Origin of the sequence: Bacillus sp. BB51/4 (assembly GCF_008368845.1) — a bacterium.
In the GTDB taxonomy this organism is placed as follows: domain Bacteria; phylum Bacillota; class Bacilli; order Bacillales; family Bacillaceae_G; genus Bacillus_A; species Bacillus_A wiedmannii.
This window is the reverse complement of the sequence record NZ_QOSC01000014.1, coordinates 46,549-65,648: the sequence shown is the minus strand read 5'-3', so window position 1 is coordinate 65,648 and position 19,100 is coordinate 46,549. Positions and strand designations below refer to the sequence as shown.

Below are 19,100 nucleotides of genomic sequence, written 5' to 3'. Positions count from 1 at the left end.
GTAGGAAACAAGTTAATCCTTTCCTTTACACACATAAAAGAGGAGAGTGCGTGAAATGAAACAAGCAGGACAACCTATTCAAAATGAAAAACAATTAGAAACTATCAAAAATATACTTTTACAATCTTCGAAACGTGATGGCTTATTATTCGTATTAGCTGTAAATTCTGGCTTAAAAGTAAGTGAAATCTTACAATTAAAAGTTAGTGATGTAATCGATGAACATGAAAATGTTCGCCATTCCATTTTATTTTACAATGAAAAAGTAAAGAAACATAAATGGTTTGCTGTAAATGAAGACTTGCAGCACGCGATCGAAGACTACATGAAAGAACGTAAAACTTGGAAACGTAATGAACCATTATTAAAGTCTCAAAAAGGAACAAAATCTATTACGAGACAACATGCATGGTACATTTTAAACAAAGCTGCAAAAGAAGTTGGATTAGAAGGGATTAGCTCACATACACTTCGAAAAACTTGGGGATATTGTGCATACAAATCAGGTGTTGATATCGCATTTTTACAACACTTCTTTGATCATAGTACTCCATCAAAAACTTTAAAGTATATCGGTATTGCTTAATAACTCTTATACATAAAAAAGGTTACCATTTATAAATGGTAACCTTTTTTATGTTTCACATTCTCTTTTCTTGTCTCTCCTATATTGTAGTGGTACTCTAATAGTAAGGGGGAGAAATTATGAACACATTAACAATTGAATTACCGAAAGAAACGGCTGAAAAACTTGATTTATTAAAACAAGCTTATGAAAAGAAAACAGGTGCTTCCATTTCTGAGAGTACTCTTGTTCAAACACTTATCTCAAAAGAGTTTATCCAAGCGATAACTCCTTTTGATTTACAACAATTCGTCACTGGAAAAGAACAGCATTAATTGCTGTTCTTTTTTTTGATATTTTATTAGGAGTTTACTAGCATTCTCCCCCGAAAAACTTCTTTGCTTCAGCCAAACCTTTTATCAAGAATCTTCCTACCCGTTAATGTCTCATAAAAAGTTTATTATTTATTTTTCGGAAAACTATTGACAATGATAATGATAACCATTATCATTTATTACGAAGCCAACAATTGATGAATCAACCAAACGCTCAGTAACATTGTTACCCCTCTTTTTCATATAGAAAGGCACTGTACATTCCCCCTGTTTGTACAGTGCCTTTCTTGTTTATTATCATTCAAACAAATTTAATTGCTCAGGCTTCGGCTCACCATATGTAATGTTCATCATTTTCATAAGCTGTTTCGCATTATCCGCTGCATCTCCGCCCGAATTATTGTTAAATAGTACATATATGTCCTTTGTCTTCTTTTTTAATTGCTCTAGTCTTTCTACCCATTCTTCTAATTCTTTATTGTTGTAGCGATATAAGCAACGAACCGCTCTCCAATTTTCCCCTTTATCAAGCCACCCATGAACATTCCTACCATGAAAACGTATTAACACCATCTCTGCATTCGTTACTTCTAATACGAGCGGTACCGAACCTATCCCGGCCTGCGGCTCATCGCAAATGGTATGAATCCATTTATCATGTTCTAGAAACTGTATCGTCTTATCTTTCATTTCGGGATAAAACCATGTTTGATTTCGAAATTCTATGGCACACGGTAAACCTTCCATTTTTTCTTTCGTATATCGAAGAAAATCCACATTTTTCTTTTTACAATCAAACCATGGTGGATATTGAAATAAAATCATTTTTAATTTATCAGCTTCTATTAAAGGCAGAATAGATTGTTTGTACACATCAAACATCTCATCAAACGTAGAAAAAGGGATTTCACCTTTCATATGTCCTGTCATTCCTTGATATGCTTTTACTATAAAAGCAAAATCTTTCGGTGTTTCCATTGCCCATTTTGCATAGTTTCGTGCAGGTTGCATCGCATAAAACGAACTATCCACTTCCACTATAGGAAAATACTCACTATATGTTCGTAATTTATTTCTATTTTCATAGGGATCTATATATAAAGAATCATGATCTCCCCACCCTGTCACTCCAATGAAAAGCAAATATATCCCTCCCTTTTTAACTTCACCTTCTATTCATTCTACTCACTTCCCGAACACTTCAGCTAATCAATTTTATTAAGTAGCCCCTTCTTTCAGAGTATCCGTATAAAAATATGATATACTAGATGGAAGAATTTTTAAATTGAGGGGTTATTTATTTATGCTTCCAAACGATGATATTGTATCTCATGAAAAACGAATAGAAGAATTAGAAAATAAAGTACGTTTTTATGAAGAACTTGTGAATCAATTACCACATCATTTCACATACAAAAATCCACATATTGGTTTACAAATAAAGAAAACGAGAACGACTCATTCCATTCAAAACATAAAAAAAGAGAATAAAGAGGCTGATTTTCAACTTACTTGCGATTCATTATTTTTATTTGAGCAACTTGAAACATACTTCATTCATATTTTTGATGCTTTTTCACATCATGTAACCTTTGTTGATGCTAAAGGAAATATCACTTTATGTAACCAAGTTGCAGCAGATGATTTTGGTGTAGTACGAAATGATATAATTGGAAAGCCAATTCAACAATTACTACAATTGCCAGAAGAAAAAATTAAAGCCCTTGAAACATTAAGGACGGGAACAGAAATATATAATGAAGAAGTTTTAGACAAAAACTATGGCATTTTAAATAACCGAATTATTCGTGATTATAACGGAGAGATTTTTAGAGTTATTAGTGTCTTTCATTATTTAAACACAGAACGTGATGCAGAGAAATTTTCTTTAGCAGGGCGAATTGCAGCTGGGATTGCACATGAAGTACGTAATCCTCTTACAACCGTACGAGGTTATTTACAATTTTTACAAGAAACTGTTTCTCCATCTAATAAAGAATTATTTAAAAACTTACTTATTCCCGAATTAGACCGCGCAAATAGTATTATTACAAAATTTTTAGCTATTTCAAAAACACGCGAATTTACAAGAGAACCGTTTCCTATTAATACATTTTTACGTGAGTATATTCAACAGTTACTAGCTAGTGAAGTCTTTTTACATAATATTTCAATTGATTATAATTTTTCTACCGAATTAGATGATGTATTAGTCCATATTGATCGTCATGAACTTGTACAAGTTTTTTTAAACCTATTTCAGAATGCTGTCGATGCTCAAGGTGAAAAAAAACTTTCTATCCAAATTACTAGTTATCGTCTAGATAATTTTGTTCGTATTACTTTCACTGATAATGGAATTGGTATTCCAACAGCCATTCAAGAGTATATCTTTGATCCATTCTTCTCAACAAAAGATTCGGGCACAGGACTGGGCTTGTCAGTAACGAAGAAAATTATTCAAAATCATAACGGTACATTAAAAATGACCAGTAATCAAGATGGTACAACTTTCACTATTTCAATTCCAATTTTGCCCAAAACAACCCTTGAAAGATTAAATGACTACAAATGAGGTACTCCTCCACAAACTGCATGCCAATTGTTAAATACCTACAACAATTAGCATGCAGTTTTTTATGTTGAACTTTTCGTCTTTACATTATATAAACCTTCTCTTTATCTTACTTATTTTTACTAAGAGGGCCAACGTCTTATTTTTTTAGAAATGGTAGTTTGTCCATCACGAATTTAGTATAAATTTCATTTTAATATATAGTAACGACTATTGATTCTATGAAAGAAAGGAATGAAAAGAGGAACAATAAAAATAAAGGAAAAGTATTTTATGGTAATGATTGTTGCGAAGTCAGAGCTTGTAGTTATATTAACATCTCTAAGTCCGAACTTACAGAATTCGTTAGACTTCTTCAATCTCTTGGCCAAGCTATTCAAGCTGTCTTTCAAAACCCTTCTCAAAATAATATCGATAACTTGATTGCTGCCCTAAATAACCTACAAAAATTCCTCAATTGCTTAGATTTATCTCCAGCACAAAAACAAATTGGAAATTCTATTATCGCTAATCTATTAACTATTTTAAAAACAAAACCTTTCTCATGCGGAGCATTGTACGTTGAGCTACAAAGCTTGCTTAATTATTTATTGTATATCGCTAAGTTATTCAAAGTAGATTGCTGCACTATCGACAAACTAGTTAAACTCATAACAGAGATCCAAACTATCCTAGTTCAATACGGGTCAGGTTGCCTTGGAGGAGGAGCAACAGGAGCTACTGGGGCTACTGGACCTCAAGGACCGGCTGGCGCTACTGGGGCTACTGGTGCTCAAGGTCCAGCTGGCGCTACTGGGGCTCAAGGTCCGGCTGGCGCTACTGGGGCTACTGGCGCAACAGGTGCCGCGGGTACTCCAATTCCTGTAACTATCGCAGCTATCGGAAACTCAAATCCACAAACTATATCCCCTGGAACAAACATCCAATTCAATCAAGTTTTTGAATTAACTAATATCTCTTTCAACGATACTTCAGATACTTTAACAATTTTAGAAACAGGCGTATATGATATTAGTTTCTCAGCGTCTACAACTTTCCCAGGATCTTCACCATTCGGATTCGGTATTTCATTCAATGGCCAACCACCTAATCGTAACTTCTCAACTAACGTTATCGGTAGTGCTGTTTCTTTCTCTACAATCGTTACTTTACAAGCTGGTACAACGATTGCTGTACAGCCTACAGCAAACACTATTTCTATTCCTAACACAGGCGATACAACTGCAACACTATCCGTATTCCGAATTTACTAATTTTCAATCAATAAGTATATTTATAATAATATGTATCGTTTAACCGTGCATTAAATCTCTCTTTATATAGAAAGGAGCACTTATTTGGGAGGATAAGTGCTCCTTCTTTACGTTTCTTTACCTCAAATTTACTCTATCTTAATCCTCATTTTGTATGATAAATAGTGAAGTCAAAGATATGAAAGAGGGATGAAAATGAGAGTTATGTCACTAATACGCATTTGGTTTTCTCTTATGGTATGCATTATTTTATGTGTAGGATTTTTTTTAACTCTAAAATATTCCACTATATCAAAAGCAGAGAGAAAAACTGTTCCATACAAACTTTTGTATACAAAACAAAGCAACATCCCTTATTCCAATACCACAAAGAATGAAAAAAAGGTTATAAAAGGAATGCTTATTACGAAAGCTTCTAGTTCCGAAGCGTTACTTCAAATTGCTGAAACGATTAAAGATCAGTATACAAATAAAAAAATCGATGAAATCACACTTTCTATCCACAATGAAAACAATGGTAATTACGAAGAAGAATTACTTTACGAGCCTATTAGTAAAGGAAAAATAATCGTCACATACGATTCTCAATCCTTTGGCAGTACAAATGTTACACTTAACGAGTAATACTATTTATCCCAATTGATATGGGCTAACAACTCGTAGAGATAGATACAGCTCCTCCCACCGATTAAAAGTTCACTTAATTTCTCATACGAAAAAGAGGCGAATTTCGTTATTCGCCTCTTTCTTTTACCAAAATGAAGGAATCCATTCTTTCACTTTATCAATCCACTCTTGTTGCTCTTCTTTTCTTTGCTGTTCCTCTTCTTTTCTTCTCTTCTCTTCTTCTTTTCTTCGTTTTTCCTCTTCTATTGTATTCAATTGTTTTTTATAATCAGCCTCAGATATGAGCGATAACTGGAATGCTTTTTGAGCTGGATTGGCATTCGCTTTTTTCATAATATCCCGGAACATTGTCGTCGTAATTTGACTCCCCCCTGGAACATAATGATCGCTATCTGTTTTATCAAACCCTACCCAAATCGCACCTACTAAATCTGGTGTGTATCCAACAAACCATGAATCCTTTGCACCGGTGCTTGGTCCATTTACAATTTGAGTAGTTCCTGTCTTACCAGCCGTATCAACATTATTAACTTTCGCCTTTTCGCCCGTTCCCTTTTCGACAACACCTTTTAATAAATATGTCATCTTTTGAGCAATTTTCTCGCTCGTCACTCGTGTCTCTTTCTTATACCACTTTCCAATTGTTTCACCTTCAGCATTTTGTATCTCTCTAATCGCATGAGCTTCCACTTGGACACCATCATTTGCAAATGTACTGTATGCTTGAGCCATTACAAATGGAGAGGTCCCAACATGCATCCCGCCTAAAGCAATTGGATACGTACGATCTTCTGGCACTAATGGAATACTAAATCGCTCTAAAGATTTCAATCCTTTATCCAATCCAATTTGTTCCAATAGCCAAACAGCCGAAACATTGTACGACTTTGCCACGGCTTCATACATTGTCACATCACCGTGAAAAGTGTGATCACTATTTTGCGGTTTATATTCTTTAATATTAAATGGTTCATCTTTTAATATATCGTATACTTCATACCCTTGCTCTAAAGCTGGTACATATACAGCCAGAGGCTTTAACGTTGAGCCAGGTTGTCTTTTTAATTGGGTTGCATGGTTAAACTGTAAAAACTGATACGGTCCTCTACCTCCAACTAAAGCTGGTACACCACCTGTTTTTGGATTCATAAGAACTACACCCGTTTGCATAAGCTGGTCTGAGCCATTATCTTTGAAATAACTCTCATTATTCACAACGTCTTCTACAGCCTGTTGTTTTTTCGGATCAAGCTCTGTGTAAATACGATAACCACCTGCTAAAATTTCATTTTGTGTTAATTCGTACTTGTCCATAGCTTCCCTAACAATATAATCTACATATTGAGAGTATTTCCCCTTGTATTTATCATCCACACCACGTTTTAACACAAGACCGCTCTCTTTTTCTTTATTATACTGTTCGTCAGAAATATATCCTTGCTCTTTCATTAAACTTAATACAACATTACGTCGTTCGATTGACTTATTAAAGTTTTTATAGGGCGAATACGCAGACGGTGCTTTAATCAAGCCAGCAATCGTTGCAGCCTCTGAAACCGTTAAATCTTTTACATCTTTATCAAAATAAGATTTAGCTGCCCTTTTTATACCCCAAGCCCCTTCACCAAAATAAATTTGGTTCATATACATTTCAATAATTTCATCTTTCGTATACGTACGCTCTATTTTTTTTGTTAAAAAATATTCCTTTATTTTTCGAGAGTATGTGCGGTCTTGTGTCAGAAATACATTTTTCGCAAGTTGTTGTGTAATTGTACTTCCCCCTGCTACAACTTCTCCTGCTGTAATATTTTTAAAAACTGCACTTATAATTCCACTATAGTAAATACCGTGATGGTTAAAAAACTCCTTATCTTCTACTGCAACAATTGCCTGAACCATAATGTCAGGAATATCTTTCCTTTTAACACCTTCTGTTTTAGAAGAAGCTAATTTAGTCGCAACTTCATTATTTGCATCATAAATTAAGGTCGGTTGCGGAACAGCTTGTTTTAATTCAGATATGTCTTGAATGGAAATTATTATATTTATAGCAATAAATATAGTAGCGAGTAAACTCCCTAATACAATTAATGAATTACGAAGTTTCTTCCTCTTGTTGAACCACTCCTGCATTTTTTTCAAGTGAGTGTTCTTCAATTTCATTCGTTCACTTCCTTCGTTTGTTTACACTCTTCTTTTCAAAAGGAAGAATATACCTCCTTTTAAATTTATTATAATAACGTAGTCGTTCCTATAGTGTAAAGCTTTTCTTTCACATTCATACTTTTTGCAAGAAAAGGACATTCTACAAGTAAGATATTCACTATTGATTATTAATATTATTAATACAACAATGAGAGTTATGTTAAGTTTTTGTAAACTTTTCGATAAAATGTTTTAAAAAACGACAGTTTTTTGTTAGAATTGACTAGCCAATATATTTTACATATATTACTTTTGTGGGGGTAACTAATAATGGTATTTAAATCAAAAAAAGATAAATTTTCTGAAATGTTAATGAATGTTTCCGAAAATTTAAAAGAAGGCGCGCAGTTTTTCGTGGAGTATAAAATTAAAAATGCTAGCGATTTAAAAGAGTTTTCTATGCGCATGAAAGAGTATGAGTCAAAAGGTGACACATTTATTCACGAAATCATTATGGAGCTAAACAAAGCGTTTATTACTCCAATTGAACGTGAGGACATCCTACAACTTGCAATGAGTATGGATGATGTATTAGATGGATTAGATCATAGTGCTGGTCTATTCGAAATGTATTCTATTACAGAAGCTGATGAATACATGATTAAATTCGTTGAAGCAATTAATCAATGTGCGATTGAGATTGCAAATTCTGTTGAACTACTGTCTAAAAAGAAGTTAGTCGACATTCGTACGAACGCAATTAAGATTAAGGATTACGAATCACAATGTGATGATATTCGCCGTCATGCAATTAAGCACTTATTCTCTCGTGAGAAAGATCCGATTAAGATTATTCAATACAAAGAGATTTACGAAGAGCTTGAAGAAGTAGCGGATAGCTGCCAAAGCGTTGCAAACGTATTAGAAACAATTATTATGAAGAACGCGTAAGGAGTTTGATCATGGATACACTCTTGATACTGACCGTTTTAGTAGTCATTTGCGCTTTAGCTTTTGACTTTATCAATGGATTTCACGATACAGCAAACGCTATTGCAACGGCTGTTTCAACGAAAGCTCTAAAGCCTAGACATGCAATTATTATGGCAGCTATTATGAACTTTTTAGGTGCGATGACATTTACAGGTGTAGCAAAAACGATTACAAAAGATATCGTTGATCCATTTGCCTTGCAAAATGGTTCTCTTGTAATTTTAGCTGCTTTGCTTGCGGCAATAGCTTGGAATTTAATTACTTGGTACTACGGTATTCCAAGTAGTTCTTCGCATGCAATTATCGGCTCAATCGCAGGTGCAGCTATCGCTGCTGCCGGTATTAGCTCATTAAATCTTAAAGGGTTCATAAAAATTCTTGAAGCTTTAATCATTTCACCGATTATCGCTTTTGTTATTGGTTATATCGTATACAGTATTTTTAAAGTGGTCTTTAAAAACTTTAATTTAACGAAAACGAACAAAAACTTCCGTTTATTCCAAATTTTCACTGCAGCATTACAAGCTTATACACATGGTACGAATGATGCACAAAAAGCAATGGGAATCATTACGATGGCTCTTATGGCCAATAACTATCATACTTCTGACGACATCCCGTTCTGGGTACAATTATGTTGTGCAATCGCAATGGGTCTTGGTACTTCTGTTGGCGGATGGAAAATTATTAAAACTGTCGGTGGACAAATTATGAAAATTCGTCCTGTAAATGGTGTAGCTGCTGATTTATCATCATCACTTGTTATTTTCGGCGCAACATTCATTCACTTACCGGTTAGTACAACGCACGTTATCTCTTCTTCTATTTTAGGGGTTGGTGCTTCACATCGTGTGAAAGGTGTAAAATGGGGAACTGCAAAACGCATGTTAATTACATGGGTTATTACACTTCCTATTTCAGCTTCGTTAGCTGCATTATTTTTCGCTTTATTACACTTAATCTTTTAATTAAAAGTCGTCTTCCTTATTTTTCTAGGAAGACGACTTTTTTGTGAACAAACCTTTTTCTTATTAAAAAGCGTGTATAATAATTGGTGGATAAGTTATATAGAGGAGTTGGCAATTTTGGAATACATCATGTTACTTTTCATCGGGTTAATCGCCGGGACAGTCGGGAGTCTAGTCGGGCTTGGTGGCGGAATTATTATTGTTCCGTTATTAATCGGATTACACAGTCTATCACCACAACTTGCAGTAGGAACTTCAATGGTAACAGTCGTTTTTACAGGACTATCTTCCACCCTTACTTATATGAAGCATAAACGAGTAGATTACAAAAGTGGACTTATTTTATTTATCGGGAGTGGCCCTGGTGGTATCATCGGCTCGTGGGCAAACAAATTTTTAAACCAAGATACATTTTCTTTATATTTTGGGATTTTCCTTATTTTTGTCTCCATTCTTCTTATGTTACGAGACAAATTAAACCCCCTTTCTTTATCAAATATGACGGTAATTAAGCGTTCTTTTACAGATAACGAAGGAAACACTGTACACTATCAATTTCCACCGCTTCTCGCAATCTTTATCGCCTTTATAGTTGGTTTTATATCTGGATTATTTGGAATTGGCGGCGGTGCCTTACTTGTTCCAGCAATGATGCTACTTTTTGCATTCCCAGCACATATTGCTGTAGCAACTTCGATGTTTATCGTATTTTTATCAGCAATTGTAAGTTCTGCAACTCACATCTCCCTTGGAAATGTCAGCTGGGTTTACGCATTAATTCTTATTCCTGGTGCATGGATTGGCGGGAAAATCGGGGCTTATATTAATACAAAATTAAGTGGTAATGCCGTAATTAATTTATTACGTATCACATTAATTATTCTCGGAACTAGATTAATCATTACTTCTTTTTTATAACGCGTTCTTTTTAGAATGCGTTTTTCTTATACACATGAATATAAAAATCCTCCTAAGAGAACAAATAAAATTAAACAAACACATAATAACATATAGTTGGAAATATGTACTTTCTTCAAGTTGACCACTCCTATAACTGCGACTGTTATCTTTATGATAGCGAAAAAATAATTCCCTTGCAGTTACAAAGTGCTAACAATGCAAAATCATTTATTACAAATTTTATCCTTATATTTCATTTCTTTGTATATTCTATCGTTTTAATAAAAAAAGATGTCATATTGACATCTTTTTTAGTGAAGAAGTGACCATCCCATAAAATCCTCATGTACTTGGCACGCCCTCTTATCGTTTCGATCATATAATTCAGCATAACTATCTGTTTCTTCATCATAAGCCATCGTATAAATAATTTGGCCGTCTACTTCAACGGATAACACGACTCCACCTTTCATCTCTTCTACATGAATGATAGCATTCGCCGGAATTCTCATATCCGTCATTTTTATCGCATCTAACAATATACTAAACCCCCTACAGCGTATTCATTGCTAGTACTATTACACACTAAATAGTATACTACTGTAATAGCATATATTTCGTCAATGAAATTGCTATTTAAAAGCATATTGTCTTTATACATATACGCTAAAATAGAAGAAATAGAAATGTTTAAATGGGGGGCTAACATTGATTCTACACAAAGGAGATGTACTATTCCGTCAAGGCGAGGACGGTCCTTTATATTTTATAAAAACAGGTTTATTAAAAGTAGTACGGATAGAAAAAGATGGAACACCATTTCTATTCAACATTATCGTTCCAGGTGAAACGATACCTCACCATTCTTTAATTTCACCGAAGGAATATCACGGTACAGCAATCGCTTTAATGAAAACAGAAGTTGAACCTATAATTAGTAATGAATGGTACGATCAACTTCAGGCAAATCCTGCATCATATGCAAATATTGCTATGCAACTACAATCAAAATTAAGAATGATGCAACAGCGTATCGATCAATTGACAACCGTCTCTCCGAAAGAACGTCTACATCGTTTACAAGAATGGTTCACACTATATTTAGGTGACATTCCTATATATGAAATATTAACACAAACTGAAATCGGTCAACTCATAGGTATACGCCGTGAAACGGTAAATCGGCTGTTACGAGAACAAATAAAAAACGAGGTAAAATAATACCTCGTTTTTTACTTATTTCAAACTTCATCTATTGTAAGCTTGCTGCTGGACCGAAAAATTCATAATGAATATGCTCTTGTTCCACACCTAAATTAGTTAGTGCAGCATTTATATGCTTCATAAATGGTACGGGACCACAGAAATAAAATTCTGCTTCAGTTGTCGGAATAATAGTTTGTAACCATTCAGCTTCAATGAAACCTTCTTTATCAAAGTTCTTCATTTCCAAATCTTTTTCAGTTGGTGCAGAATAGCAAGTGTATGCTTTAACTTGTTCGTATTCATTATCTACTGCCTCAACGTGTTCTTTCATTGCATGTGTATTACTATTTATCGCTGCATGAACAAAACATACATTACGTTTTGAGTTTTGTTCAATTAATGTATTTAGCATACTCATCATTGGTGTAATACCTACTCCACCACTAATTAGCACAACTGGTAATGTTGAATCCATATTTAATACGAAATCTCCTGCTGGTGCACTTACTGGTAACATATCCCCTTCTGCTACATGATCGTGTAAGTAGTTAGATACTTTACCGTCCGTTGTATCTACACCTTTTTCTTTCTTTACACTAATACGATAATATTCTTTTCCAGGAGCATCTGATAAACTATATTGACGATTATGTGTATACGTTTCACCTTCTATATTTATTTGAATCGTTACATATTGTCCTGGGATGAATGAAGAAACTTGCCCTCCATCTTCAGGTTTTAAATAAAATGATGTAATAACGTCGCTTTCCGTAACTTTTTTAACAACCACAAAGTTACGGAAATCTTTCCATCCCCCTTCTTTATGTGCCGCTTCTTCATACATCTCTGCTTCAATGCTAATGAATGCATCAGCAATGACACCATAAGCTTCTCCCCATGCATTTAAAACTTCATCAGGTGCACCTGCAACCTCTTTAATTGCACGTAGTAAACATGTACCTACAATCGGGTAATGCTCTGCTTTAATACCTAAACTTCTATGCTTATGACCAATTTGTTTTACAACCGGAATAATAGCTTCTAAATTATCAATATACGTTGCAGCTGCATAAACAGCATTCGCTAGCGCTTGTTGTTGTCTTCCCTTTTTCTGATTTGTATGGTTGAAAATATTTAATAACTCCGGATGTTCCGAAAATAAAATTTGATAAAATCTCGTTGTAATTTCAACGCCTTTTTCTTGTAATAATGGTACTGTTGACTTTACGATTTCAATTGTTTTTGCACTTAACATTGTATCCCACTCCTCTATTTCCTTAACTGTTTTTAGTTTAACTGAATTGTATAGTACATATTGTGATTTTAATCACTATTAACACGGTGTTTTTGTGAATAATATATGAACATTGCACTTACAAAAGAAAATAAGCCAACTAGAATTTCTAGCTAGCTTATTATTTGGACTGTATAGCTTGTTCAATTACCCTTATATCTTTTCCATCTCCAAACTCTGTATACCCCCAGATGTTCGTTTCACCTCTATATTTATTTACTATAATATCTAAGTCATGGTATACACGATGTGCATAAACTACATACTCAATATTTTGAAGTTCCACACCTTTTTTTACAATTTCATAGCTTCTATTTACATCACGTTTTATTTTTTCATTCTTTATTTCTGTATGTATATTTTTTAAAGATGATTCTTGTTGTTGAAACCATTGTTTAAATTGGTTCCAGTCCCCTTCTGTATAATTCTCTGCTTTACCGTAATTTAAGAAATTATTATAACTTTCATGCGTCATACGAATAAAATCTAGCACTTTTGTCTCTTCTTGCACATCTTCTATTTGAGCTATTGTACTTACCTCAGCAGGCTTATTCGCATAATGTAATAGCAATTTCATAAGACTATAGCTCGCAATGATCATTACGATAATAATCCCGAATACAATTAACAATTTCTTCATATACAGAACTCCTTCTCTACTAAAGATATTACAATGTATGACTATACTTGTAACATTCTCTCGTAGAAATATAATTCCTGTATAAATTCTTCCTATCATTTCGACAATATTTTTCTATACATTTCTCGTTGGTAAATGTTCTTGTAAAACAATGTACCCTTCATAAGCTGTGTAACCGAGTATAGCCATTAATCCGATATAACAAGCAAAGACTGTCCATTTTGTTTTCATATCAACTTTATAATAGTTTTCCTGTTGTCTCTTTTCTGTCTCCCATTCCTGTAATTTTCTTTCTGACATTTCAAATGCTTCTCTTATATGAATTGTATGCGTTTCTTTTTCATCTTCATATGGAACGTAATCAAGCGGCTCAAACTTTGGTAAAAGATGCTCTAACACTTCAATCTTTTGAAGTTCTCCTACTTTTAATTCTTTCTCTCTTTCTTTTTGCCTTAATATATTTATTTCATGTTGCATCATATATATATTTCGATGCACCGCACCTGTTTCTTTTAACTCCTCTTCAAGTCTTGCAACATATTCTTTCATTCCATCAATTCTATATCCTAATTCCTTAATTGGCTCATCTCTCTTTATTACTCTATATAATTCCATACAGCCGATAATAAAAATAAATCCTCCCAAAATACTTTTAAAGTAAATGGCATAACAGAGCAATACAATAAGACCCGCTCCCCAAATCTTTGTACTTACAACTGAGATAATTCGTCCACCATCTAATGGAGAAACCGGAATCAAGTTAAAGAAGTTAATCATACTTCCAAGTAAAATAATTAATGCCCAAAATGGCTCTTTCGTTATTATATAAAGTGGAATCGCAGGTAAAAATGACAACAATCCGAAAAGAGGTCCCATGAAGGCGATGTAAGCTTCATCTTTTGCATTTTTCGGCATCTCTTTCATCCCAATAAGAGCGCCCATAAATGGAATAAATATTGCTGGCGATGTTGGTATACCTTTTCTTTTCGCAGCCCATAAATGGCCCATTTCATGAATAAACAACAAATAAATGAGCGCTACCCCAAATTTCCAACCATATATAACCGCGTATGCTCCAAGTGATAGAAACATACTAAATACCGTTGAAAACTTTGCTAGTTTAAAAATTGCAAATACCCACTTTAACTTAGAAAGTAAAAATAGCCCTATTGCAACAATAATTCCCCATAATCCTTTTTTATTATTTTTCATATTCCTCTCCTTTATCTCTCATTAATGAATCATATTTATTCATCAAAACTATTCTTTTCTCTATTATGACATATTTTTTTCTATCGTTAGAAATAATGTTTATTTAATCCATTTTTAGCCAAAAATATAAATATAAGGAGGTGTTTGCAAATGAATTTACAATCTCTCATAATAGGCGCTCTATCGTTTTTAGCTTCAACTCTTATTTTTTATACCGTTAGTTACGTATTATTATTAGATTTGTTGCCCAATCACGTATTTATTGCCCTTGTCATCCTTTCCGCTCTTATGATTTCTTTTCTTATTACACGAAAATCAATGAATGAGCCATCTGCAAAAGCAAAGTAATAGAGAGGGGGAAAAACCCCCTCTCTATTATCATTTCCTAGGAAAGGCCATATAAACTTTACTAATTACCTTCATCCCGATCCGTAAGGGCTAATTAAAGTTTCATTTTATCTTTGTAAATCCATTTTTTCACCATACTCTTTAACAATTTGAATGATATTTTGAAAAACACCTATTTTTTCTTTTTTGCTATTTAATATTTTCAAATCATAATTTTCATAATATGTTTCTAATGACTTTAATTGTGATTCTGAAGCATCTTTTACCGGAACAGTAGCATGCAATTCATATTGTTTATACCCTTCCTTTACCTTTTCACCTGAAATTTTTTCACTCTCTTTTGCTCCAATTAATTTTTGAACTTTTTCTGGGAAAACGACTTGTAAATAATACTCTTGTTCCTTCTCTAACTTGTTGTATAGTGATTGTGAAATCGTATACCGCACCGTATAATTCACTTTTTGATCGCCTGCTTTAATATGAAACGCAGTAATCTGCAAATCTTTTTTTGTTACTTCCGTTAAAGGACCTACCTGCATCTCATCTTCTTTTTGTTCTAAAACATTTGGAAATATAGCCAAAAGCTTTTCTGTATCTTTTTTATTCAGCATATACATAGCTTTTTTATATTGTATCCATCCTCTTCTGTCTTCTCCTCTTAGCCATGCATAATATGTTTCTTTTTTTCCACCCCTATTAATTTGTATTTCATATTCCGGTTCACCAAAACTACCTGTTACTTCTTGTTTTTCCGTTTTATCTATAATGTCTATTACTAACTTAGCTTCTGATTCCTGTAACTTTTTCTCTTTATGTTTTTTTTGTATAACGGTTACCCCTATCGTTTCTTTCACTTCATTCACCGTCTCTTCCACTTTTTTTGTTTCTTTTTTTTGCTCTACTTGACCACAAGACGCTAGTAACATAGCAAATAACAATAATACATATTTCCTTTTCAACTTAATCCTCCTTTTACAATAAGAAATTCTTATACTCTTCATATAAAAAACAAAAACGTGACACACTATAAAATACGCTATACTAAGTATTGAAAGGAGGTCTTTTTCATGTCCATTAATTTTCACGATGCAAATAATAAATACACATACGCACAGCGAAACGCCCATATTTCTTGGGGAGAAATGATAACAAGTATTACAAATATACAAAACAAGCAAATAATTGATATCGGCTGTGGTGGCGGGATTTATACGAAAGAACTTGCTCTTATGGGGGCCAAAAATGTCATTGGACTTGATTTTTCAAAAGAAATATTACAAGCTGCAAAAGAAAATTGTAGCGGCTTTCCAAATATTTCATTCATTCACGGTGATGCACATAGCGTCCCATATCCTAATGATACATTCGACATTGTTATTTCGCGCGCAGTGATTCATCATTTACAAGACATTCCTACATTTCTACGTGAAGCTTCTCGTATATTAAAGAAAAACGGTGTACTTATTGTACAAGACCGAACTATTGAAGATTGTACAATTCCTGGAAGCCCCGAACACATTCGTGGATATTTTTTCTCTACCTTTCCAAAACTCATTGAAATAGAATCAAAAAGGCGGCCAAAAACCACCACGATACAGCAAGAATTACAAAAACATTTTCTTCACGTGTTCCCCTCTCAAACACAATGGGAAGTACGAAAAATACATGATTCTGTAGAAGCATTGCTACAAGATTTATCACCTCGAACAGGTCGATCCATTCTATATGAATTAACAGATCATGAACTTTCTCAACTTCTACAACAGATCCAGACCGCATTACAAAGTATCTCTCCTATTATCGAAAGAGATCGGTGGACAATTTGGAGCGCCATGAAATTGTAAGGAAGGAAGCCTCACAACATAATGTGAGGCTTCCTTCTTTCATAATCTAATTTTGCAACACTCTTGATATCCTCCACTTCTGGCCTGTGCACTTCCACACTTCGGACATACTAAATATCTAGACTGATTTGTCAACAAACTACCTTTTTGAAAGAGTAAAACTTCTGCTTGTTTAAACGAACGCGAATAATATAACCACATAAAACCAATTATAGCAATAATGCCAAATAATACTCCCATCGCAAGCATTCCAGTCACCTCTTTTGGTTTGTTCTTTCCAGCAAGTGGATTGTTGTATTATTCTCTGTAAATTCAAACAATACCTTCTTTACTCCTATAAATATCAACTTTCTCTATAAGTTTTACAATTCTCTACAACTTTTTACTCCCGTTTTACAATTCACCATTCCCTTTACAATAACGAATATCACATTCGATATTTCCATATATAAATACATCTTTCAAAAAAATGTTGACTTTCAAAAAAAAACATGTGACAATACTGTCAGAATACTTGAATAAAAATTCATTGACGAGAACGAGTACGTTATAGGACTGTCCCCCAGAGAGTTGGCGATTTGCTGAAAGCCAACGTTCAGTGCGTAACCGAAAATCATCTCCGAGAAGTAGAACCGAATGTTACAGTAAGTTCTTACCGGCTGTCCCCCGTTACAAGGAACACGTATCATGTTGTACGTTGTAAAGCCGTATACATATAGACTCATTTCTACATGTATAAATTAGGGTGGTATCGCGGGTAAATATAACTCGTCCCTTTCTTTAGGGACGAGTTTTTTGTGTTCTTACAAATGAATTTAAAAAAGGAGGAAAAACAATGAACACTGTATCAAAAAAACATATTTTTTTCACGGGTCTTATGCTATTTTCTTTATTTTTTGGGGCAGGTAATTTAATTTTCCCTCCCATGCTTGGACAAAATGCAGGTGAAAACTTTTGGCCGGCAATGATTGGATTTTTACTAACAGGAGTCGGTTTACCATTATTAACTGTTATTGCAATTTCTTTATCAGGAAGCGGCATGCAACAACTCGCAAGTCATGTTCACCCATTATTCGGAATTTTCTTTACTGTAGTTGTATACATCGCAATCGGTCCTTCTATGGGAATTCCACGCGTTGCAAATGTCGCTTATGAAATGGGTGTTAGTTCTTTCTTACCAGAAACAATTCGTTCTAGTAACCTAGCACTATTTTTATACACAGTCGTCTTCTTCGCTATCGTATTTTGGCTTAGTTTAAATCCATCTAAACTTGTCGATCGCATCGGAAATATTTTAACACCTATTTTATTACTCTCTATTTTCTTACTATTTGTTAAAAGTGTATTTACACCACTCGGGCAATCAGGACCAGCGATGCAAGAGTATCAAACTTCTCCAATATTCAAAGGCTTTATGGAAGGATACTTAACGATGGATACCATTTCTGCGCTTGCATTTGGAATTATCGTTGTAAATGCCATTCGCTCTAAAGGTGTGAGTGATCGTAAATCCATTGCCATCGCAACAACGAAAGCAGGACTTATTGCCGCTACTGGTCTCGTACTTGTATATGGTGCACTTGGCTGGCTCGGTGCAACTAGCGTCTCGCTCGGATATGCACAAAATGGCGGACAATTACTTACTGTTATCGTACAGCAATTATTCGGTCCATACGGTTTACTTCTATTATCTCTAATCGTTACACTCGCTTGTCTAACGACTTGTGTTGGACTTGTATCTGCGTGTAGTCAATATTTCTCAACATTATTGACTAAATTTTCATACAAAATGTTCGCGATTATTATTTGTGCGTTAGGATTATTAGTTGCCAACTTAGGTTTAACGAAAATTATTGCCATCTCTGTTCCAATTCTACTTGTTGTATATCCAGTTGCAATTGTACTCGTTCTACTATCGTTACTTCATAAATATTTCGGTGGATATCGCTCTGTTTATGTAGGTGCTTTAATTGGAGCAGCAATCGTAAGCGTATTTGACGGATTAAAACAAGGTGGCATTTCAGTTTCATTTATCACACCATATTTTGAATTTATCCCTTTATATAATGAAGGAATTGGCTGGCTAATACCAGCATTAGCCGGGGCTATTATCGGCCTTACAATCGCTAAGTTAAGCGGTGCGAAAAAAGTTCCCTTAATAACCGATTCTCGCGAAGTAAAAGCATCCTAAA

General features: G+C 34.2%; 20 protein-coding genes and 1 other annotated feature. Of the genes, 12 read left to right on the top strand and 8 right to left on the bottom strand.

Features of this window, described 5'->3' with window-relative positions:
• Positions 1–55: 55 nt before the first annotated feature.
• Together DN392_RS20120 and DN392_RS20115 are read left to right on the top strand one after the other, a co-directional pair.
• Positions 56–586, top strand: coding sequence for a tyrosine-type recombinase/integrase (locus DN392_RS20120; protein ID WP_000806231.1), 531 nt, complete (start codon positions 56–58; stop codon positions 584–586).
• A gap of 119 nt (positions 587–705) precedes the next feature.
• On the top strand, positions 706–900 hold the full coding sequence (locus tag DN392_RS20115; protein WP_001094861.1) for a DUF3924 domain-containing protein: 195 nt from the start codon (positions 706–708) through the stop codon (positions 898–900).
• A 297-nt stretch (positions 901–1,197) separates the two neighbouring features.
• Here the strand turns inward: DN392_RS20115 and DN392_RS20110 are convergent, their stop codons facing one another.
• Positions 1,198–2,043, bottom strand: a complete 846-nt coding sequence (locus tag DN392_RS20110) for a DUF72 domain-containing protein (RefSeq protein ID WP_064056777.1) — start codon at positions 2,041–2,043, stop codon at positions 1,198–1,200.
• 160 nt (positions 2,044–2,203) lie between these two features.
• On the opposite strand from DN392_RS20110, the gene DN392_RS20105 reads away from it, so the two are divergent.
• The 3 genes from DN392_RS20105 to DN392_RS20095 all read left to right on the top strand — a co-directional run bounded on the left by DN392_RS20105 (position 2,204) and on the right by DN392_RS20095 (position 5,352).
• Complete coding sequence (locus tag DN392_RS20105; RefSeq protein WP_061673447.1) at positions 2,204–3,475, top strand: ATP-binding protein; 1,272 nt, start codon at positions 2,204–2,206, stop codon at positions 3,473–3,475.
• A 221-nt stretch (positions 3,476–3,696) separates the two neighbouring features.
• Entirely contained in the window at positions 3,697–4,728 is a 1,032-nt protein-coding gene (locus DN392_RS20100) for a Gly-Xaa-Xaa repeat protein (RefSeq protein WP_149238099.1), read from the top strand.
• Positions 4,729–4,923: 195 nt separating this feature from the next.
• Entirely contained in the window at positions 4,924–5,352 is a 429-nt protein-coding gene (locus DN392_RS20095; protein ID WP_001265573.1) for a hypothetical protein, read from the top strand.
• Positions 5,353–5,478: 126 nt separating this feature from the next.
• Here DN392_RS20095 and DN392_RS20090 read toward each other — a convergent pair whose 3' ends face one another.
• Positions 5,479–7,521, bottom strand: a complete 2,043-nt coding sequence (locus DN392_RS20090) for a transglycosylase domain-containing protein (RefSeq protein ID WP_088321479.1) — start codon at positions 7,519–7,521, stop codon at positions 5,479–5,481.
• Between the two features lie 312 nt (positions 7,522–7,833).
• Between DN392_RS20090 and DN392_RS20085 the strand changes: the two genes are divergently transcribed.
• The 3 genes from DN392_RS20085 (at position 7,834) to DN392_RS20075 (ending at position 10,382) form a co-directional block, all read left to right on the top strand.
• The gene (locus tag DN392_RS20085) at positions 7,834–8,454 is read left to right on the top strand and encodes a DUF47 domain-containing protein (RefSeq protein WP_000231452.1); all 621 of its coding nucleotides are present in this window, start codon (positions 7,834–7,836) and stop codon (positions 8,452–8,454) included.
• A gap of 11 nt (positions 8,455–8,465) precedes the next feature.
• Positions 8,466–9,464 carry an inorganic phosphate transporter gene (locus DN392_RS20080; protein WP_000380278.1) on the top strand — a complete coding sequence of 333 codons (999 nt, stop codon included), beginning with the start codon at positions 8,466–8,468 and terminating at the stop codon, positions 9,462–9,464.
• A 117-nt stretch (positions 9,465–9,581) separates the two neighbouring features.
• Positions 9,582–10,382, top strand: coding sequence for a sulfite exporter TauE/SafE family protein (locus tag DN392_RS20075; RefSeq protein ID WP_000455764.1), 801 nt, complete (start codon positions 9,582–9,584; stop codon positions 10,380–10,382).
• A gap of 293 nt (positions 10,383–10,675) precedes the next feature.
• Here DN392_RS20075 and DN392_RS20070 read toward each other — a convergent pair whose 3' ends face one another.
• Positions 10,676–10,903: a hypothetical protein gene (locus tag DN392_RS20070; RefSeq protein ID WP_000882907.1), complete on the bottom strand. Its 228-nt coding sequence runs from the start codon at positions 10,901–10,903 to the stop codon at positions 10,676–10,678.
• A gap of 169 nt (positions 10,904–11,072) precedes the next feature.
• On the opposite strand from DN392_RS20070, the gene DN392_RS20065 reads away from it, so the two are divergent.
• On the top strand, positions 11,073–11,585 hold the full coding sequence (locus DN392_RS20065; protein WP_000600578.1) for a Crp/Fnr family transcriptional regulator: 513 nt from the start codon (positions 11,073–11,075) through the stop codon (positions 11,583–11,585).
• A 31-nt stretch (positions 11,586–11,616) separates the two neighbouring features.
• Here the strand turns inward: DN392_RS20065 and hmpA are convergent, their stop codons facing one another.
• From hmpA to DN392_RS20050, 3 genes are all read right to left on the bottom strand, one after another.
• Positions 11,617–12,825, bottom strand: a complete 1,209-nt coding sequence (gene hmpA / locus DN392_RS20060) for an NO-inducible flavohemoprotein (RefSeq protein WP_000947342.1) — start codon at positions 12,823–12,825, stop codon at positions 11,617–11,619.
• Between the two features lie 160 nt (positions 12,826–12,985).
• On the bottom strand, positions 12,986–13,504 hold the full coding sequence (locus DN392_RS20055; RefSeq protein ID WP_000734814.1) for a hypothetical protein: 519 nt from the start codon (positions 13,502–13,504) through the stop codon (positions 12,986–12,988).
• 114 nt (positions 13,505–13,618) lie between these two features.
• Entirely contained in the window at positions 13,619–14,716 is a 1,098-nt protein-coding gene (locus tag DN392_RS20050) for a site-2 protease family protein (protein ID WP_000794473.1), read from the bottom strand.
• A gap of 150 nt (positions 14,717–14,866) precedes the next feature.
• Between DN392_RS20050 and DN392_RS20045 the strand changes: the two genes are divergently transcribed.
• Positions 14,867–15,064, top strand: coding sequence for a hypothetical protein (locus DN392_RS20045; RefSeq protein WP_001053356.1), 198 nt, complete (start codon positions 14,867–14,869; stop codon positions 15,062–15,064).
• A gap of 107 nt (positions 15,065–15,171) precedes the next feature.
• On the opposite strand, the gene DN392_RS20040 is transcribed toward DN392_RS20045, so the two are convergent.
• Positions 15,172–16,023, bottom strand: coding sequence for a YhfM domain-containing protein (locus tag DN392_RS20040; RefSeq protein ID WP_000824712.1), 852 nt, complete (start codon positions 16,021–16,023; stop codon positions 15,172–15,174).
• Between the two features lie 108 nt (positions 16,024–16,131).
• On the opposite strand from DN392_RS20040, the gene DN392_RS20035 reads away from it, so the two are divergent.
• Positions 16,132–16,908 carry a class I SAM-dependent methyltransferase gene (locus DN392_RS20035; RefSeq protein WP_000026253.1) on the top strand — a complete coding sequence of 259 codons (777 nt, stop codon included), beginning with the start codon at positions 16,132–16,134 and terminating at the stop codon, positions 16,906–16,908.
• Between the two features lie 39 nt (positions 16,909–16,947).
• On the opposite strand, the gene DN392_RS20030 is transcribed toward DN392_RS20035, so the two are convergent.
• The gene (locus DN392_RS20030; RefSeq protein ID WP_000880630.1) at positions 16,948–17,157 is read right to left on the bottom strand and encodes a hypothetical protein; all 210 of its coding nucleotides are present in this window, start codon (positions 17,155–17,157) and stop codon (positions 16,948–16,950) included.
• Positions 17,158–17,428: 271 nt separating this feature from the next.
• Positions 17,429–17,687: a binding site (T-box leader), on the top strand.
• Between the two features lie 56 nt (positions 17,688–17,743).
• On the opposite strand from DN392_RS20030, the gene brnQ3 reads away from it, so the two are divergent.
• Complete coding sequence (brnQ3, locus tag DN392_RS20025) at positions 17,744–19,099, top strand: branched-chain amino acid transport system II carrier protein BrnQ3 (protein ID WP_074651079.1); 1,356 nt, start codon at positions 17,744–17,746, stop codon at positions 19,097–19,099.
• The last annotated feature ends 1 nt before the right edge of the window (position 19,100 follow it).

Excerpts from the sequence above, each read along its gene's own strand:
- brnQ3 (WP_074651079.1), top strand. The coding sequence starts at position 17,744 with ATGAACACTGTATCAAAAAAACATATTTTTTTCACGGGTCTTATGCTA.
- DN392_RS20095 (WP_001265573.1), top strand. The coding sequence starts at position 4,924 with ATGAGAGTTATGTCACTAATACGCATTTGGTTTTCTCTTATGGTATGC.
- DN392_RS20105 (WP_061673447.1), top strand. The coding sequence starts at position 2,204 with ATGCTTCCAAACGATGATATTGTATCTCATGAAAAACGAATAGAAGAA.
- DN392_RS20050 (WP_000794473.1), bottom strand. The coding sequence starts at position 14,716 with ATGAAAAATAATAAAAAAGGATTATGGGGAATTATTGTTGCAATAGGG.
- DN392_RS20085 (WP_000231452.1), top strand. The coding sequence starts at position 7,834 with ATGGTATTTAAATCAAAAAAAGATAAATTTTCTGAAATGTTAATGAAT.
- DN392_RS20115 (WP_001094861.1), top strand. The coding sequence starts at position 706 with ATGAACACATTAACAATTGAATTACCGAAAGAAACGGCTGAAAAACTT.
- DN392_RS20080 (WP_000380278.1), top strand. The coding sequence starts at position 8,466 with ATGGATACACTCTTGATACTGACCGTTTTAGTAGTCATTTGCGCTTTA.
- hmpA (WP_000947342.1), bottom strand. The coding sequence starts at position 12,825 with ATGTTAAGTGCAAAAACAATTGAAATCGTAAAGTCAACAGTACCATTA.
- DN392_RS20100 (WP_149238099.1), top strand. The coding sequence starts at position 3,697 with ATGAAAGAAAGGAATGAAAAGAGGAACAATAAAAATAAAGGAAAAGTA.
- DN392_RS20045 (WP_001053356.1), top strand. The coding sequence starts at position 14,867 with ATGAATTTACAATCTCTCATAATAGGCGCTCTATCGTTTTTAGCTTCA.
- DN392_RS20055 (WP_000734814.1), bottom strand. The coding sequence starts at position 13,504 with ATGAAGAAATTGTTAATTGTATTCGGGATTATTATCGTAATGATCATT.
- DN392_RS20120 (WP_000806231.1), top strand. The coding sequence starts at position 56 with ATGAAACAAGCAGGACAACCTATTCAAAATGAAAAACAATTAGAAACT.
- DN392_RS20035 (WP_000026253.1), top strand. The coding sequence starts at position 16,132 with ATGTCCATTAATTTTCACGATGCAAATAATAAATACACATACGCACAG.
- DN392_RS20030 (WP_000880630.1), bottom strand. The coding sequence starts at position 17,157 with ATGCTTGCGATGGGAGTATTATTTGGCATTATTGCTATAATTGGTTTT.
- DN392_RS20090 (WP_088321479.1), bottom strand. The coding sequence starts at position 7,521 with ATGAAATTGAAGAACACTCACTTGAAAAAAATGCAGGAGTGGTTCAAC.